Raw genomic sequence first — 17,213 nt, forward strand, 5'->3', positions numbered from 1 at the left:
GAGGTCGACGGCGACGGCCGGCTAGGAGACGGCGAGGATGTCGATGACGAAGACGAGCGTGTCGGTGCCCGAGATGCCGGCCTGGGGCTGCCCGGACTCGCCGTAGCCGTCGGCAGGCGGGATGACGACGACGGTCTGCGACCCCACGGTCTGTCCGACCATGCCGTCCGCGAAACCGGTGATGACCTGGTCGGTCGAGAAGGTGGCCGGCGCGCCGCGGGACCAGCTCTCGTCGAAGATCTCGCCGGTGTTCCAGATGACGCCCTGGTACTGGACCGTGACGGTGTCACCGGCCTGGACCGTGGCGCCGTCGCCCTTGATCAGGGTCTCTACCCCGAGCTCGGTCGGGGCGTCCGCATCGGGGACGGTCACCGTCGGACGGCCGTCGGCGTCGAGCTCGACGGTCGGGAAGCCGGCCTGCGGAGCCTGGGGCTCACCCGAGGCCCGCAGCGGGGCGTCGGAGGTCGCCGACGCCGAGCTGGTCGGCGTCGCGGTGTCGGACGACCCACCGGCGTCGCCGGCACAGGCCGCCAACGACAGGAGGAGGGCGGGGACGGCCAGGAGGGCGAGGGAGCGGCGCATGGGGATCTCTCGGTCGGAGGGACAGGGCTCGCGCCGTGGGACTCGGCGCGGCGGAGGTGCCGTGCCATTCTGCCTCACGCCCGGTCGGCTTCTCTGGACGCCGCCACCACGGTCGGCTCGTGACCGACGGGGAAGGCGACGGACGCCGCGATGAAGCACTTGCGGCTCGCCTCGGCGTGCAGCTCGAGGGCGCGCTCGACCATGTCGTCGTCGGCGACGGTCACCCGGGGCCGCAGGGTCACCGACGTGAAGCGACCGCCGCCGTCCTGCGTCTGGGTCATGCGCCCCACGGCGGCGTCCTCGTAGGCGACCACGACCACGCCCGCGGTGGCGGCGACGTGCAGGTAGCTGAGGAGGTGGCACTGTGCCAGTGCGGCGAGCAGCAGCTCCTCGGGATTCCACCGGTCGGCGTCGCCGTGGAACGTGCGATCGGCCGACGCCAGGATGTCGTGCTGCTTGCCGGTGGCGACGATCGTGTTGTCCCGGCCGTAGGAACGGTACGAGGTGGTGCCCTCGCCCCGGTCGCCCGTCCACCGGACGTCGACGGCGTAGTCGTGGTCGAGCATGCTGCCTCCCTCTCGGGCCCCTCGTCGGTGCGACGTGGTCGCGTGGTGGGCCTCGGTACACTCCCCATCATGACCGACCCCCGCCCCTCCGTGCCCTCCCGTCACCCCCTGACCGCCTCGGGCAGCGTCGAGCTGGCCGTGCTCGAACGATCGGGCTGGGACGAGAGCCGTCACCTCGGTGCGGGCGTCGTCGTGGATGCCGACGGGCACGAACTGCGTCGGGTCGGGGACGCCGACGCGACCATCTACCCGCGCTCGTGCCTCAAACCGCTGCAAGCGCTGACGATGCTGCGGTCCGGAGTCTCGCTCGACGGTCCGCAGGCCGTGCTGGCGACGGCGAGCCACGCCGGCACGCGGGCCCACCTCGACGTGGTCGAGGCACTGCTCGGCCGTTCGGGCAGCACCGAGGACGACCTCCTCTGCCCCCCGGACTGGCCCGGCGACCGGGCCAGCGCGCGCGAGGTGTCCGCGAAGCGCCGCCTCGCGATGAACTGCTCGGGCAAGCACGCCTCGTTCCTGCTCGCCTGCGCCGAGAACGGCTGGGACCCGTCGACCTACGTCGCCACCGACCACCCCCTGCAGGCCGCCGTCCGCGAGACGGTCGCCGAGTTCACCGGCGAGACCGTCGACCACGCCGGTGTCGACGGCTGCGGCGCCCCGGTGATCGCGACCACCGTGGTCGGCCTCGCCCGGGCGATCGCCCGCATCACCGGGTCGGTCCGCCCGACCGGCACGGGACGCGACGAGCACGCGGCGCACCTCGTCGAGGCCGTCCTCGGCGACGCCTGGGCGATCGACGGCCCCGGTCGCGCCAACACGGTGACGATCGACGAGCTGGGCGTGCTGGCCAAGCTGGGCGCCGAGGGCGTCATGGTGATGGGCACGACCGACGGCGTCGCGGTGGCCGTGAAGGTGCTCGACGGGAACGTGAGGGCCGGCACCCTGGTCGCGCTGCGCCTCCTGGTCGACGAGGGGGCTGTCGACGCGGCCGCCGCCGATCGCGTGATCGAGCGCACGCTCGAGAAGGTCACCGGCGGGGAAGGGCTCGCCGGCCGCATCCCTCTCGGGGGCGGGCTCCACCGCTAGAAGCATCGCGCGGCGCCGTCGGGCACCGCCACGAACGCGACCCGCCGGCTCTGCCGACACGGCCGGCCGTCCTTGAGGGGGACCGTGGCCTCGCCGTCCGGACCGATCACGACGACCGTGTCGACCGGGGGCGGCTCGGCCGAGGGCGGGGCCCCCACCGAGGGCACCGCACCGACGAGCACGCAGTCGACGGCCTCGGCCGCCTGGGCCGCCGACGCCCCTGCCGCCCGCAGCTGACGGCGGAGGCCCGATGCCACGGCCTCGGCCACGACGGGCGGTCCGACGACCCGGACGGTCGACGAGAGGGGCACGCAGAGCGGCGCCTCGTCGAGGGTGGCCGCCTCGGCCCGGAGGCGTGCCAGTTGTGCCACAGCCGGGTCGCCCGGCTCGAGGTCGTCCTCGGGACGCCCCTCGAGCACGAGCCCGCTGGAGGCGCGACCCACCCCGAGCACCAGCACCCGGGTCGGACGACGTGCGGCGTCGGACGCACCGAGCCGATCGGCCGTCGGGTACCACTCGGCCAGTTCACGCGACCGTGCCGCCCGGAGGCGCGTGACGACCTCGTCGACCTCGTCGAGGGACTCCAGGAATCGTGATCGTTCGCGACGGGCCGTGAGGGTCGCCCCGACGACACGGTCGACGGCCCAGCCGACGAGGACCGCGAGAGCCGTCGCGAACGAGGACACGAGGACGGCCGGCGGGCCGGTCCAGGGGATGAGAGCACCGCATCCCGAGACGACGGCGCCCGTCGAGATCGCCGCGACCGGCGCGGCCGTCGGACGGGGTCGGACCGGTGCCGACGGCAGCCGCACGCGGGATGCGACGGCCGGGGACGTCACGGGGGGGGAGGACTCCATGCCTCCAGTGGAGCGGACGGGCTAGCGTGGTCGGGGCCGGTCGGGCGGGGTCGGGGGGGACCCGTCGACCCTGCCACGTGTGGACGAGTCGTCGGTCAGACGACGACGAAGAACTGCTCGCCGATCTCGACGCGGGTGCCACGCGTCACCCGGACGCGGACGCCCGGATCGGCACGACGGGGCGGGAGGTCACGAGGGCGGACGACCGTGCCGTTGCCGGACCACCGGTCGCTGACCCACAGGGCTCCGGCCTCCTGACCGAATTCGAGATGCGTCTTCGACACGGATTTCCCGGGATCGACGATGCGCACGAGCTGGTCGAAGCGCTCACCAGGCTGGGGCGTCGGTGCACGTCCGACGAGACCCGTGCCGTCGACCGTGATGCTCTCACCCGTGCTGAACTGCAGGACGTACTCGGTCCCCAGGCCGCCACGGCGGACGATGCGCGTCTCGTCGACGTCGTCGTCGTCCACCGGCAGGTCGACGGGCGGACGACGAGGACGCCACGGCGGGGCCGACGACGAGGTCGGGGCCGGTGGGACGTCGGCGACGGTCGGCCTCGGCGTCACGGCCGGTCGCTCGGCCCGGAAGCCCGGGACGTGGTCGATCGGCTCGGGGGCCGGGCGTGGTGCCGCCTCCTGCTGGTCGTCGGCATCACCCGGTGCGGGGACGTCGCCGTGGGATGCCGGATCGCCCTGGCCGGTTGCGACGCCGTCGGTGCCGGCATCGTCGGCACCCGACCGGACGGCCTCGCCGTCCTCGGTGGCGGGACCCCGGCGGTGGACGGACTCGTCGTCCGGTCGCCATTCGGGTGGGAGCGGGACGACCGGGCCCGTGAACGACAGGGCGACGGATTGCACGACCGCACCGCATTCACCGCAGAAGATGTCGTCCTCGTCGATGGCAGCGCCACAGTGCGTGCACCGTTCGGGCACGACGGCGGAACCCGGTGGGACGAGCGGCGCGGGCTCGACGAGCGGGACGGGCGCGGAACGACCGGACTCGTCGGGAGCGGGACGCGACCCGCTCGGGATCGGCGGACGGAAGTCGCGGCCGAGCGGGGCGACCGGGGCGGTGTCGCCGTCCCGGGGCGCGTCGGCCGTCGGCCGCACGAGAGGCGGGTGGCCCACGGGAGCCGCGGGAGCCGCGGCCTGGTCGACAGGGGCGACCTCGGGGGTGGCAACGGATGCGGGAGCGGGCTCGGGGGTGGCAACGGATGCGGGAGCGGGCTCGCCGGATGACACGGCGACCTCGCGGCCGCCGGCGACCTGACCGTCGTCGACATCGACCGGACGTGCGCCCTCGTCGGTGGCGGACGACTCGACCTCGGCATTCCCGACCTCGGCGTCCGGGCGGACGTCGGTGGCCTCGGAGGACGGGTGCTCGGCGACTGACGCTGCGTCGAGAGACGGCTCGTCCGAGCCGACGGGCGTCAGCGACGCGGTCCAGAGTGGGGCCGATGTGGGGCGTGGCCCGTTGTCGGGGTGCTTGGCGGGCGATCGGAGCGGCGTGGGCGGTTCGACCGCATCAGGGGCCACCGTTCCGGGGGCGTCGACCTGACCATCGGGGATCGCGGGACCGTCGGGGCGAGGGGAACTCGGGGACTCCACCCGCGCCTCCTCGGAGGGTGCTCGACGGTGGCTCTCGGCCCTGCGCTCGACCGGTCGGTCGTCGACGGGCCACGCCGGGGGCTCGGGGGCCGACGCGGGCACCACGGCCCGGGGGTGGGCGGGGCCGGGCGACCCGGCCTCGGCCGCGCCGGTGTCGGTCTGACGGTCGCGCACCCACCACGGTGGCTCCGCAGCGTCGCGGCGGGGGGGCGGCGCCACACGCGAGGGAGCCTCGGGCAGGTCGGGCGCGCTGGTGGCGTCGACGTGCTCGGCGGCGGCATCGGCCCGACGGCGGGCGGCCGCGAGGTCTGCGCTCGAGACCGCCCGACCGCACTCGCCGCAGAACATCGCGCCGACGGGCAGGGGGCTGGCACAGGTGGGGCAGTACATCAGTCGTTCCTCTGTCGCTCGGGAGGGGTGCGCCCATGGTAACCACGCAAAGATCGGAGCGAGACCGCCGCGGCGAACCGCTGCCGCCTCGTGAGCCCCACCCCGAGGGCCCGCCGCATCTCGGCGACGGCCGTCCAGACGCGGTCGGCGTCGGACTCGGCGGGCGGGGTCGGCGAGAAGACCGCACGGTCGGCCACCCGGGCCAGCACCGCGGGACGCGAACCGCCGACCACGGCGGCGACCTCGCTCCGCGTCGCGGCCGGCGGGGTGCGGATGCCGTGGTCGACCACGGCGTCCTGGAACTCGTGCCAGCCGCCGCTGATGCGGGCGGAGGGACTCGTCGCCGTCCGGCGGCGGCGTCTCCTGTGCGCCTTGAGGGCGACGACCGTCACGAACGGGGCCGCGAGCAGGCCTGCGACGAGGGCACTCCAGCCGACGATCCGGACGATCGCCAGGACGACGGCCAACCAGGCCGGAGGGGTCTCGGGGTCGTCCTGCTCGGATTGCGGCGGAGTCTGGTCGTCCCGCACCTGAGGGTCCTGGGGCGGAGGCTGGACGACGGACTCCGGACGGGAGATCTGGGTGGGGTCCTGCACCTGGTCCTCGGGGATCGGTCGCTCGGCCGGGTTCGGGTCGAGGGCCACCCAGCCGTGCTGGGCGGTGTCGACCTCGATCCACGCGGTCACGCTCGACCCGGTGACCTCGACGCTGCCGCCGTCGGTCTCGGGCGCGAATCCCATGACCACCCTCGCGGGGAACCCCAGCTGATCGGCCATCAGGGCGGCCGCCGTCGCGTACTGCTCGGCGTCGCCGATCATGACGGGGTCGGTGAAGAGCTGGGCGATGCGGTCCGCCCCGTGCCCCGATCGACTGACGGGCTCGTCGGCGGTGACCCCGTGGCTCACGTAGCCGTCCTCGCGCAGCGCACTCAGCGCCGCCTGCAGGCGCGCCCCCGACCCCTGGACCCCCGCGCCGGCCTCCTCGAGCGAGGAGGAGAGCTCGTCGGGCACGTCCCGCGGCGTCGGCACGGTGGCCGTCCCCGGCGTGAGCTCGTCGAGCTCGTCGTCGCCGGGCTGGCGGGGCTCGACCGCGTCCAGCCGGTACGAGTCGCCCCGCCGGAGGCCGCCGAGGGCCGCCGCCGTGCCGGTGTTGTCGTTGTAGAAGACCGCGTCCCGCCGCGCGTCCGCCGTGGCTCCGTCGAACGAGACGGACTCGAGTCGGCCGACGGTGGGCAGCCAGAGGTCGTCGTAGGCACCGACGGTGACGTCCACAGTGGTCGCATCTCCGTCGACCTCGGATTGGTCGACGTCGGACGGCACGCGCGTGAAGAACCCGGAGGCGCTGTCGACCTCGCCGCTGCCGACGCTGTAGACGACACCGTCGTAGGTGTCGAGCGTGGCGACGCGCAGTCGCTGTCCGTCGCGCAGGCCCGAGACCGTGAGGAGCGTCTGGTCGACGGTCGGCTCCTGTTCGTAGGCCCGGAAGCCGCTGAGGGGGCTGACGTGGTCGCGGGGGTCGAACGGTTGCTCGACGACCGTGCGGGCCACCGTCCGTGAGGTGGCCGGCGGGACCGCCGCGACGGCGACCGTGCCGGCTGTAGCGGCGACGACCAGCGTGGCGAGCGTGCCGACGACGGCCCGGACCGCCACCGGGCGGTGCCCGGCCGACCTCGCGGCGTCACGGGCGGTGAGCGCGTCGAGGGCGACGCGACGCCGACGCAGGCGCCACCAGACCACCCAGGCGACCACCGTGACGAGCACGGCGACTCCCGTGGCGCGGGGCCACCAGGCCTCGCCCGGACCGAGCACGATCGCCGCGATCCAGACGACGACGGGGACGACGACGGCGAGTTCTCCGCGTCGGCCGCGGAGCGCGACGGACAGACCGACGACCGTGCCGACGAGGACCAACACGAGGACCGGCACGAGCAGGGCTTCGTAGCTGCCCACCGGCAAGGCGATGGTGACGAGCTGTTTCCAGCCGAGAGCCGTCGCCGAGACCAACGTCAGGAGGCCCCTGCCCGTGGGCAGCACGCCGACGAGGGCCTGCGACGGCACGGCCAGCGGCACGCCGAGCAGCAGGTACGCCACGACCGTGGCGACGAACACCCAGATGCTCGACAGCCGGAGGACGGCCGAGCCGAGCGCGATGGCCACACCGACGGCGAAGGCGACGACGACGAGCACCACGAAGGCGGCACTCTCATACACCGGCCAGAAGGTCGCGGTCGCCGTGCCGAGTGAGGCGGCGAACAACGCGACGACGGAGGTGACGAACGGCGCTCGCAGTCGCGACGGCCGGGTGCGTGACCGGACGCGGGGAGGAGGTGTCGCCGGCCCTGCGGGCGTCCGGACTTCGTCGACGGCGCTCATGCACTCGCCGTCCGGGCAAGGGACTTCTGCAGGTCCTCGAGGAACCCGATGGTCAGCACGGTGAGATCGGCGATGCGCCTCATGCCGGGGACGGTTTCGGGGTCGCACACGATCGCGACCGCTTCGACCCCGAGGGGGAACTGCATGGCCGCGGCGCGCATCTCGGTGACGGTCGTCGTGGACCCGACGACGAGGAACGCCACCGAGATCCCCACGACCTGGTCGCCGGCGACCCGCGAGACGTCGGTGATGGCCAGGGCGGACTCGGCCGTGGCGACGACCGCGAGCTCGTCGAGCAGACGATTGCGCGTCAGGGTGCTCAGCGAGCGGATCTCGAGGTTCTTGCGCTTGGCGAATTCGGCGGTGGTCTCGCCGACGACGACGCTCACCTCGCGGGCGTCCCTGATCGCCCGGGCGCCGAGGGAGCCTGCGACGCTGACGGCGAGCTCGAACTCGTCCTCGTTGGCGAAGTCGCCGGCCGCCAGGCTCAGGGCGATGACGAGGTGGCTGCGACGACTCTCTTCGAACTGCCGCACCATGTAGGTGCCCGTCTTGGCGGTCGACTTCCAGTGGATGTTCCGTCGTTCGTCACCGGGTTGGTACTCACGCAGGGCGTGGAACGAGATGTCGCTGGGCGAGAGGTCGCGCGTCGGGTTTCCCTCGAGGTCGCGGATGAGACCCGTGCTCGTGCTCGGGATGCCGATGGTGCGGGGATGGACGAACACCTCGGTGACGCCGGTCCACTCGATCTCACGTCGGGCCAGGCCGACCGGATCGCCGCGGACGGTGCTGACCGGTCCCACGGCGATGACACCTCGGCGCGTGGTGGGCAGATCGAACGACTCGGTGACCTCGTCGCCCGATCGCAGGCTCGGCAGGTCGATCTCGGCGAGCCCCGGGCCGACGGGGACCTCGACGGACACGCCGAGGATCCGGCGGGCGCTCGCGTTGCGCACCCGCACGGTGCCGGCGGCCTCTGCGCCCACGGCCACCCGTTCGTGCGGGATCTCGAGGGTGATGCGGACGGAGTTCCGACCGATCAGCGCCAGCCCCGCGACGAGCAGCAGGACGATCGCGGCGAAACCGACCACCACGAACTCGGTCCAGCCGAGCAGGTAGCCGACGAGCAGCGCCACCGGTGCGGCGACGAGCATCGACCACCCGAAGGGCGTGACGACCGAGGAGGCGCTGGTGAAGGCCCCGCGGACGGCCCGGCGAGCCCCACGGGTCGTCCTGACCAGCAGGACGAGGAGGTCTGCTCCGATGCCGGTGCGATCGCCGACGATCCGGGTGCGGGCGTTCGTCAGCCCCTGTGTTCCCGTCGAGAACACGGAATCGAAGCGTTGGTCGACACCACGGGTGCCGCCCCGCGGTCGTGTGCGACCGGCGCGGGAGCCGTCCGCGGTCGACCCCGGCACGGGCCGGGCGGCCCGGTCGGTGCCTCGGGGACGCTCGCTCACACGGCTACCCGTTCGGCGGGTGGCGCCGTCTCGATGAGCAGCTGGCTGACGACGCTGGACGGCGTGACGCCGTCGAACTCCGCTTCGGGGTCGAGCACGAGACGGTGCGCGAGCACGGGCTCGGCGAGCGACTTGACGTCGTCCGGGATCACGTAGTGGCGGCCGAGGGACGCCGCATAGGTCTTGGCCGAGCGGACGAGGGCCAGCGCACCTCGCACGCTCACGCCGAGACGGACCTCCTGGGCGGTGCGCGTGCCGTCGACGAGTCGGGCGACGTAGTCGCTGATGGTGGGCTCGACGTGCACCGTGCGGGCGAGCTGGGCCATCTCGGTGATGACCCCCGCCTGGACGATCGGGTTGAGGGTGCCCTCGTGGACGCGTGTGGCCGAGCCCTCGAGGATGCGCACGGTCGCCGCGTGGTCGGGATAGCCGATCGAGGTCTTCATGATGAACCGGTCGAGCTGGGCCTCGGGAAGACGGTAGGTGCCGGCCTGTTCGACCGGGTTCTGCGTGGCGATCACCATGAACGGCGAACCCACGGGATGGCTGATGCCGTCCACCGTCACGCGGCTCTCTTCCATGACCTCGAGCAGGGCGGACTGCGTCTTGGGGCTGGCCCGGTTGATCTCGTCGGCGAGCACGATGTTGGAGAAGATCGGCCCGCGGTGGAACTCGAACTCACCGGCCTTCTGGTCGTAGATGCTGACGCCGGTGATGTCACCGGGCAGGAGGTCGGGCGTGAACTGGACCCGGTTGCTCGTGCCCTGGACGCTCTGCGCGATCGCGCGGGCGAGCGAGGTCTTGCCGGTGCCCGGGAAGTCCTCGAGCAGCAGATGCCCCTCGCTCAGCAGAGCCGTGAACGACAGCCGCACGACGAAGGTCTTGCCTAGGAGCACCTGGTCGACGTTGGCCACCAGGCGCCCGAAGATGTCGGAGAACCAGGTCGCCTGCTCGGGGGTCATGCTCATCGTGTCGTGTCTTTCTCGAGGGAGGGAGTCGCGGCGTCAGCCACAGTTTGCCGTGACCCAGCCCGCTGCAGTCTGCGGATCGCCGCTCGCCGGGACGACCGTCGCCCTGATCCGGACCTGCTCGGCGTCCTCCGGAACGGCCCTCGGATCGTCGGACGAAGCGTTCCGCCAGCTGGTGATGCCGAGGATCGGCACGTTGTACTGGATCTCGAACGTGGTGGAGGTGCTACCGCCGCTGTTTCGAGGATCGTTGGTGTTCAGCCTCCCTGCCGGCTGACACGAGGTGATCTCCCCGACGGTCTGGAGCGGGGTGACGCCGGCGCTCGCATCCGAGTTCTGGTTGGAACAGCTCGTCGCCCGGCAGGCTCGGATGACCACTGACGCGTTGCGCCCGTAGACGGACGAGTCGGCGAGTGACGTCACGTAACCGTCCGCCGAGGGGGTCACCCAGTCCTTGTCCCCGAACTTCGCCTGGAAGAAGACGCCGTCGGCGTCACCCTCGACGGCGAGATCCGTCACCCGCACGTCGAACCGGTCCTGTCCGCTGTTCTCGACGGTGACCGTTCCTCGCGCCTTCCCCGGCAGGCTGGAGACGGACGTTGCCGAGGCGGAGCAGAAGACGGTGTTGTCCGCGTAGACGAAGTACGTGTAGCGCTTGCCGTTCTCGGCCGTCTTGTCGTCCGAGGGGCTGGACGCGTTCGACGAGAGTCGTGTCCGAGACGGGGAACAGTCCGTACTCGCGACGTTGCCTTCGCTTCGCCAGAGGGAGTAGCTGACGGGTGCGGACCCGGCCGGCGACGCATCCGACCACGAGACCCGGATGGAACCGTCGGCCTGCACGACGGCACTCGGGGCCGTCTGACCGGGAGGACCGAAAGCGGAGGCCTGCGCGGCGTCGCTCCGCGCCCAATCGGTGTCGCTGGTGACCTGGGCGGCGTTCCGGGCGAAGACCCTGAAGGTGTAAGGCTGCCCCGGGACGAGCCCGCCGACGACCATCGACGTCGAGGTCGTGTCACGTCGTGCAGGTGCGTTCTGGCCCGTGCCCTCCACCGTGTAGCCCGCGACCGCGGTGCCGGGGTTCGGCTTGGGAACGGCGTTCCAGGAGATCTGGAGCTCACCGGCGGTGCTGGTCGGCACGACCCTCACCCCGGTCGGTGCCGCGGGCACGTAGTCGGCGCTGTACGGGGCGCTCGACGCGCTGGCAGGCGACTCGCCGATGCCGTTGACCGCGGTCACGGAGAACCGGAAGGTCTGCTCGGGGTCGAGGTCGGTCAGGGTGCACACGGTGGCCAGACCGCAGTCCTTGGAATACGAACCGCCGGCCGAGCCGGTGCCGATCAGACGGTAGCCGGTCAGCGGCGAGTTGTTGGCCGCGGGAGCCGTGTAGCTGAGGGTGAGCTGTCCCCCCTTGAACGTGCCCGACCGGACCGGTGCGTTGGGGGCGTTCGGAACGTCCTGCACGCTGATCGTGACGGTGCCCCACACGTAGCGGTCGGGGTCGTTCGTGACGTCGGCCACCTGGTACTGGAGGTTGGTGTCGCCCGGGGCGGCGGAGGCCGCGACCGAGACGGCGAGACTGCGGTTGTCACCGCTCGGCGTGATGGAGACACCTGCCGGGACGGACGACCCGTTCAGTCCCCGGATCGCCACCACCCGGAGCGCCTGGCCGGGGAAGGGGTTCGTGGCCTGGTCGTTCTGCAGCACCTCGACCGTGGTCGATGCCCCGCGCTTGACGACGGCACGGTCGGCCGCCGGTTGGGCGAGGGGTCGGGTCGATCCCACCACGGACAGGGTGACGGCACCGCTCCGGCCCGGATTGAGTGCGTCGCTGACGGCGACGGGCAGCGATCTGCTCGTCCCCTTGGCCGTGCCCGCGTCCGCCGACACCGTGAGCTTGGACCCCGACAGGTCGAAGCCGAAGCCCGCCGCACCGCTCTGCTCGATCGAGTAGCTGAGCTCGTCGACGTCGTCCGGATAGGGATACGTGGTGAGCCTGGCGAGGTCGAGCGTGCGGGACTGGCCCGGTTCGAGGTCGATCGAGGTGCCGTTGAAGACGGGCGGTTGGTTCTCTCTTGACGTCACCGTGATGGGCAACACGAGCGACGCCGTCCGTCCGTCCGGGTCGTCGGCCGAGCGGCCGTCGGTCACCTGGAACGAGATCGAGGCCGTGCCCGAGAACAGGTCGGCCGACGTGAAGCGGAGGGTCGTGTCGTCGACGACGAGATCGTCACCGTTCGAGTTCGTCGCCCGGACGGTTCCGGGGTCGGTCAGTCGGACGCCGTTGGTACCGGCGGAGATGACGTAACGGTCGAGGTCGATCGTGACGGCCTTCTCGCTCTCGACCGTGATCGGCCGGACGGTCCGGTCGACCTGTGGGAGGGCGTCGTCGAAACCGGGCACGACGATGAACGCGTAGGCGCGGATGCCGGGGTCGTCCTTCCTCGAGACGGAGAACGGGATGATCTGGCTCGAGTCGGTGATGCGGACGGTGACGCGCGAGTTCGGTGTCACCTGGGCGGTCGAGCCGAAGCCCGGCGCCAGTCCGAGGTCGAGTTGCGACGTGCTGCCGTCCGAGAAGAACACGTTCGTCAGCGGGTTGACCGTGACGGTCTGCCGACCGGAGATGTCGCTGAGTCCGAGCACCGTGTCGTCGGCGAGGGGGTAGTTCAGCGGCGCGTCCGGATCGACCGTCACGGTGACGAAGGTCGAGCTCTGGCCACCGCGCTCGTTCGACACGGTGTAGACGAGACCGTACGTGCCCGGTGTCTCGGGAGGCGTCACCGACACCATCGTCCCCGACACGACCTTGGCGACGATGCCTTCGCCGTTCGCCTCGACCGCGTCGACCGACAACACGCCCCCGTCGGGGTCCGAGTCGTTGTCGAGCACCCGGACCGTGATGGAACCCCCCGGTCGCATCGTGACCGCGTCCGCGACCGCGATCGGGTTGCGCGACCCGTCGGCGCGGGTCGAGATGCCCACGCGGACCGTACCGGTGGCCCGGGCACCCAACCCGTCGACGACCGTGTACGTGAAGCTGTCGGTGCCCGCCGAGCTGGCGTTCGCCTGGTACTCGACGTAGTCGGTGCCGACGGTCGACACACTGCCCTTCTCGGGGTTCGTGCCCACCCCGAGCAGCTGGACCGAATCGCCGTCGGGATCGATCCCGTCGAGGGGGACCCCCACGCGGACCGTCTCGCCGGCGACGACGCGCGCCGTCACCGACTGGGGTGCAGGCGCCGCGTTGCTGCCGGCGTCGACTTCACGGACCGCGATGGCGACCTGGGCGGACGCCCGCTGCCCGTCCGGGCCCTCGACGGTGTAGGTCGCCGTGACGTTGCCCGGGGTGGACGGGGCCAGGTATCGGAGACGGTTGCCCGACGCGAACAGCAACCCGCTGCCGGCCGGGACGTCGCTCTCGAGTCGTGGCACCAGCGTCAGCTCGTCGCCGTCGGGCTGCTCGTCGTTCGCGAGGACGTCGATGTCGATCGAGTCCCCCACCCGGACGGTCACCTGGTCGTCGGTCGCGATCGGGGGCTGGGTGATCGCCCGGCGCGGGATCTCGACGACCGTCACCGTACCGGTGGCCGAGGCGAGGCCGTTGCTGACGGTGTAGCCGAAGGTCACCGGCCCGTCGTCGAGCGGAGCTGCGAGCGTGATGCGGGCGTAGCGCTGGTCGAGTGTCTCGACCCTGATGCCGGACGAGGCGGGTACGACGTCGGTCGCCGTGAGCATGAGGACGTTGTTGGCCGGGTCTCGATCGGTCGCCACGACGTCGAGCGTCTGCGTGCCCAGCGTCTCGACGAAGATCGTCTTGGGCGTCGTGATCGGTGGTGTGCCCGCATCCGGAGGGGACTGGACGTCCACCCGGACCGTGCCGGTCGCCGTCTGGTCGCCGTCCGTCACGGTGTACTCGAGGAGGTGGGTCCCCGGCGCGTCGCTGAGGAACCGGAACGTCCCCTGTTCGTAGTTCGGCGTGACGGTGACGCCGTCCTTCGCCGGGACGCTGTTCAACTTGATCGTGCCCGTGCCGCCCCGTGCGTAGGTCAGCGGTCGCACGGTCAGCTGCTGGCCCGCGTAGGCCTGTTGTGAGAAGGGCAGGGCCTCGAGCGGTACCTGGCCCGCCCCCATCACGCCGATCGAGAGCGCCCCCCGCCCCTCGTCACGGCCGTCCGAGACCGTCAACGGGACGTCGACGGTCGTCTCGCCCGCACCGGCGTCCTGGTAGACGACGTCGCCTGACGGCTTGTACGACACCCCGGCCACCCCACCCGCCGAGGTCAGGTAGAAGGCGTCGCCGTCGGGGTCGATCCAGTCGCCCAGGACCGAGGTGGTGACGCGCCCCGACGACGACACCGACGCGGTCGTCCTGCGCGCCTGCTGCGGCGGCGAGTTCTCGGACGGCTGTCGCACGGTGACGGCGACCGTCGCACTCGCCTGGCCGCCACGGCCGTCGGAGATCGTGTAGTCGAACGTGAACGTGCCCGAAGCCGAGTCGGCGAGGGTGAGCAGCACCTGCTGCCGATCGTTGACGAGGTCGAGTCGGCCGACGGAGTCGTCGAGAGTGGACACGTCGTCGATCACGAGCGGGTCACCGTTCGGGTCGTAGTCGTTGAGCAGGACGGGCACGGTGCTCGCCCGACCCGGTCGTGCACCGAACGCGTCGTCCACGGCGACCGGTGGTTTCTGGTCGAGATCGAGCTCGGGCGGTTGCTCGTCGTCGTTCTCCTGCTGCTCCTCCTGGTCGCGGTCCTCCTGGAAGAGGTCGGACCAGTTGTCGATCAGCTGGCCGGAGCGCTGGACGGCCCACGACCGCCCCGTCGCCGGATCGTTCAGCACGACCCGACGTGCGTTGACGTCGAAGACGAGGTCCGCGCCTCCGGTGGCCTGGTCGAGGTCGAGGACTCCCCCGCGGGCCGATGCGCAGTCGCTCCACGCCGAACCGCCCGCCCAGGCGGCGAAACGGCAGTCGCCGACGACCACGGGTCGCGCGGGCTTGCCCGCGCGTCCGCCGACGACCTCGGTCACCCGCGACGAGTCGGTCGACACGGACAGGAGGCCGGTGGACGTGGCGACGAGGACCTCGTCGCCCGTGTCGGACCCGGCCTGCAGGGCGAGCCCACCCGAGGCCCGATCGGACAGGTCGACCTGACGTCCGTCGACGACCAGGGCCCCCGTGACGGCGTCGAGCACGGCCCAGTGGCTGCCCACGGAGGCCACCTGGTACCCGGCCGACGACGAGGCCGGCACGTCGTGCGTCTCGGTGACATCGGGTGACACCGTGCCGTCGAAGAGCGAGACCTGACCGGTGTCGGTCGAATAGGCGGCCACGGTGCCGTCGGCCGTGACGCTGGTGACCAGTCCCTTGCCGAGGCTGAGGTCGGGATCGACCTCGTTGCTGAAGGACGACAGGTCGGAGAGCGGTTGGCTCCACACCTCGCCCGTACCCTGCGAGACGACGAGCGCCCGGTCGCCCGCGATCGACACGTCGGGTGACTCCGGGGGCAGCGGGACGCTCTCGGCGACCTCGGCCGTCGCGGTGTCGACGACGCCGACCGTCGCGTTGCTGCGGTCGACGAGGAGGACGTCCTGCCCGCGCTGCACGACCGAGAGGTCGGCACCGGTGCCGCGCACGGCGGAGTTCAGCTGCAGGACGTCGGTGTTGGCCCGGCCGATCGCGGACCGTTCACCATTCGCCACCCAGACCGTGCCGTCGGACAGGTCCACGCGCTGGGCCTCGTAGCCGTTGCTGGCCACGGCGATCGTCGTCACCAGCGCGGCCACCACAACGACCCCGACGCCGGTGACCACGGCGGATCGGCGACGGGCGGCCCAGTCGCGCCGCCGCCCCATCAGCCCTGACCCGCCGTTGCGCAGTTCTCGTTGCTCGCCGGGCCGGTCGACCCACCGCGGCTCACGGTGACGGTGATGCGGACCTCGTCCCCCGGGTCGGCGGGGGTGGCGACGAACCGGTCGGCGGACTGCTGGCTCGTCTGCCCGCCGGTCGAGATGACGTAGGTGTCACCTGCCCGGAGTCCCGGGTCGCTCCAGGTGAAGACCACCGAAGACCCGTCGCTCGACGACGCGACGTCGGCCACCCGGGGGATGTCGGTCGACGTCGAGCGGACGAGCACGAGCGTCGCTGCGGCCGCCAGGCCGATGCCCACGACGGACACCGCCACGAGGGCCCAGGTCATGACGAGCACGGACCGACGTCGCGCCGGGCGCGTTCCCGTGCTGCGAGGAACCGCGCGACTCTGTTGGGGCGAACCGCCGTGCTGCGCCTGGACCTGCGCCTCGGTCGCCCGACGTCGGCGACGACGCCGGGAGGCCTGCACGGGGGTGACCCCTCGGAGGCGCGTCTTGTCCTCGAGGTCTGCCACGGTCGCGAGGGCCCAGTCGTCGACGGCCACCTCGATGGGCGTCTGGACGACGCCGATCTCGCTCTCGACCTGCTGCAGCTCGCGCACGAACTCGAGGACGCTGGCCTGGCGGTTCTCGGGGCGACGCGACATGGACCTCGCGAGCAGTCGCTCGAGCGTGGGCGGGACGTCCGTCCGACCGGTGGGCACGAGCTTGGCCTTGTCGATGCGGCCGATCAGGTCGGAGGCGCCGTTCTTGTCGCCGCCGAGGACCTCGAACGGGCTCCGACCGGCGAGCAACGAGTACACCGTCGCGCCGAGCGACCACACCTCGGACTCGATCGTGCCGTTCGTCTCGTCGAGCAACACCTCGGGCGCCGACCACGGGATGGACATGCCGACGACCTCTTGCGGCTCGCTCTCGCTGAGTGACGCGGCGATGCCGAAGTCGGACAGCACGGGATGGCCGTAGGCCGTCATGAGGATGTTCGACGGTTTGAGGTCGCGGTGGAGGACGCCCTGCCGGTGGGCCGTCTCGACCGCGCTGCCGATCTTGACGCCGATGCGCAGGACGTCCGCGACGGGGATGCGGTCGCGCCGGTACCTCTCGCTCAGCGACGACGAGCAGAGTTCCATCACCAGGTAGGGGCGGCCGTCGGCCGAGACACTGGCCTGGAACACCGTGAGGATGGACGGGTGGGCGCTGAGCTGGGCCATGAGGTTCGCCTCGGCCTGGAACATCTGCCGGACCTGGTCGTTCACGACCTCGCTGAGCATGACCTTCACCGCCACCTGCCGGCGTGGCATGTTCTGTTCGTAGAGGAACACGTCGGCGAAGCCGCCCGATCCCAGCACGCGCACGTGCGAGAAGCCCGGCAGCACGGGGGGCGCCGAAGGCAGTCGTCGAGCCACGTCGCCTCCTCTGGGGATCGATGCCGGGTCGGCTGGGTGGAGCCGGTC

Annotated in this window: 10 protein-coding genes; 1 reads left to right on the forward strand and 9 read right to left on the reverse strand. The window is 72.0% G+C overall.

Annotation, left to right across the window (positions count from 1 at the left end; all coding sequences use genetic code 11):
- Nucleotides 1-21: 21 nt before the first annotated feature.
- Together AEQ27_RS05605 and AEQ27_RS05610 are read right to left on the reverse strand one after the other, a co-directional pair.
- The gene (locus tag AEQ27_RS05605) at nucleotides 22-582 is read right to left on the reverse strand and encodes an FKBP-type peptidyl-prolyl cis-trans isomerase (RefSeq protein ID WP_054145771.1); all 561 of its coding nucleotides are present in this window, start codon (nucleotides 580-582) and stop codon (nucleotides 22-24) included.
- 74 nt (nucleotides 583-656) lie between these two features.
- On the reverse strand, nucleotides 657-1,148 hold the full coding sequence (locus AEQ27_RS05610) for an OsmC family protein (RefSeq protein WP_054145772.1): 492 nt from the start codon (nucleotides 1,146-1,148) through the stop codon (nucleotides 657-659).
- Between the two features lie 69 nt (nucleotides 1,149-1,217).
- Here AEQ27_RS05610 and AEQ27_RS05615 point away from each other — a divergent pair, with 69 nt between their 5' ends.
- On the forward strand, nucleotides 1,218-2,234 hold the full coding sequence (locus AEQ27_RS05615; protein WP_054145806.1) for an asparaginase: 1,017 nt from the start codon (nucleotides 1,218-1,220) through the stop codon (nucleotides 2,232-2,234).
- Here AEQ27_RS05615 and AEQ27_RS05620 read toward each other — a convergent pair.
- From AEQ27_RS05620 to AEQ27_RS05650, 7 genes are all read right to left on the reverse strand, one after another.
- The gene (locus AEQ27_RS05620; protein ID WP_054145773.1) at nucleotides 2,231-3,091 is read right to left on the reverse strand and encodes a hypothetical protein; all 861 of its coding nucleotides are present in this window, start codon (nucleotides 3,089-3,091) and stop codon (nucleotides 2,231-2,233) included. The genes AEQ27_RS05615 and AEQ27_RS05620 overlap by 4 nt on opposite strands.
- A gap of 95 nt (nucleotides 3,092-3,186) precedes the next feature.
- Nucleotides 3,187-5,091, reverse strand: a complete 1,905-nt coding sequence (locus AEQ27_RS05625; protein ID WP_054145774.1) for a zinc-ribbon domain-containing protein — start codon at nucleotides 5,089-5,091, stop codon at nucleotides 3,187-3,189.
- Nucleotides 5,091-7,463 carry a transglutaminase domain-containing protein gene (locus AEQ27_RS05630; RefSeq protein ID WP_054145775.1) on the reverse strand — a complete coding sequence of 791 codons (2,373 nt, stop codon included), beginning with the start codon at nucleotides 7,461-7,463 and terminating at the stop codon, nucleotides 5,091-5,093. The genes AEQ27_RS05625 and AEQ27_RS05630 overlap by 1 nt, the downstream gene beginning before the upstream one ends.
- Entirely contained in the window at nucleotides 7,460-8,794 is a 1,335-nt protein-coding gene (locus AEQ27_RS05635; RefSeq protein ID WP_054145807.1) for a DUF58 domain-containing protein, read from the reverse strand. Before AEQ27_RS05635 ends, AEQ27_RS05630 begins: the two co-directional genes overlap by 4 nt.
- A 125-nt stretch (nucleotides 8,795-8,919) precedes the next feature.
- On the reverse strand, nucleotides 8,920-9,891 hold the full coding sequence (locus AEQ27_RS05640) for a MoxR family ATPase (RefSeq protein WP_054145776.1): 972 nt from the start codon (nucleotides 9,889-9,891) through the stop codon (nucleotides 8,920-8,922).
- A gap of 36 nt (nucleotides 9,892-9,927) precedes the next feature.
- Nucleotides 9,928-15,744 carry an Ig-like domain-containing protein gene (locus AEQ27_RS05645; RefSeq protein ID WP_054145777.1) on the reverse strand — a complete coding sequence of 1,939 codons (5,817 nt, stop codon included), beginning with the start codon at nucleotides 15,742-15,744 and terminating at the stop codon, nucleotides 9,928-9,930.
- Nucleotides 15,744-17,165 (reverse strand): serine/threonine-protein kinase, encoded by a 1,422-nt coding sequence (locus tag AEQ27_RS05650; protein ID WP_054145778.1) that lies wholly within the window; start codon nucleotides 17,163-17,165, stop codon nucleotides 15,744-15,746. The genes AEQ27_RS05645 and AEQ27_RS05650 overlap by 1 nt, the downstream gene beginning before the upstream one ends.
- Between the last annotated feature and the right edge of the window lie 48 nt (nucleotides 17,166-17,213).

This window comes from Frigoribacterium sp. RIT-PI-h (assembly GCF_001297205.1).
Lineage (GTDB): Bacteria > Actinomycetota > Actinomycetes > Actinomycetales > Microbacteriaceae > Frigoribacterium.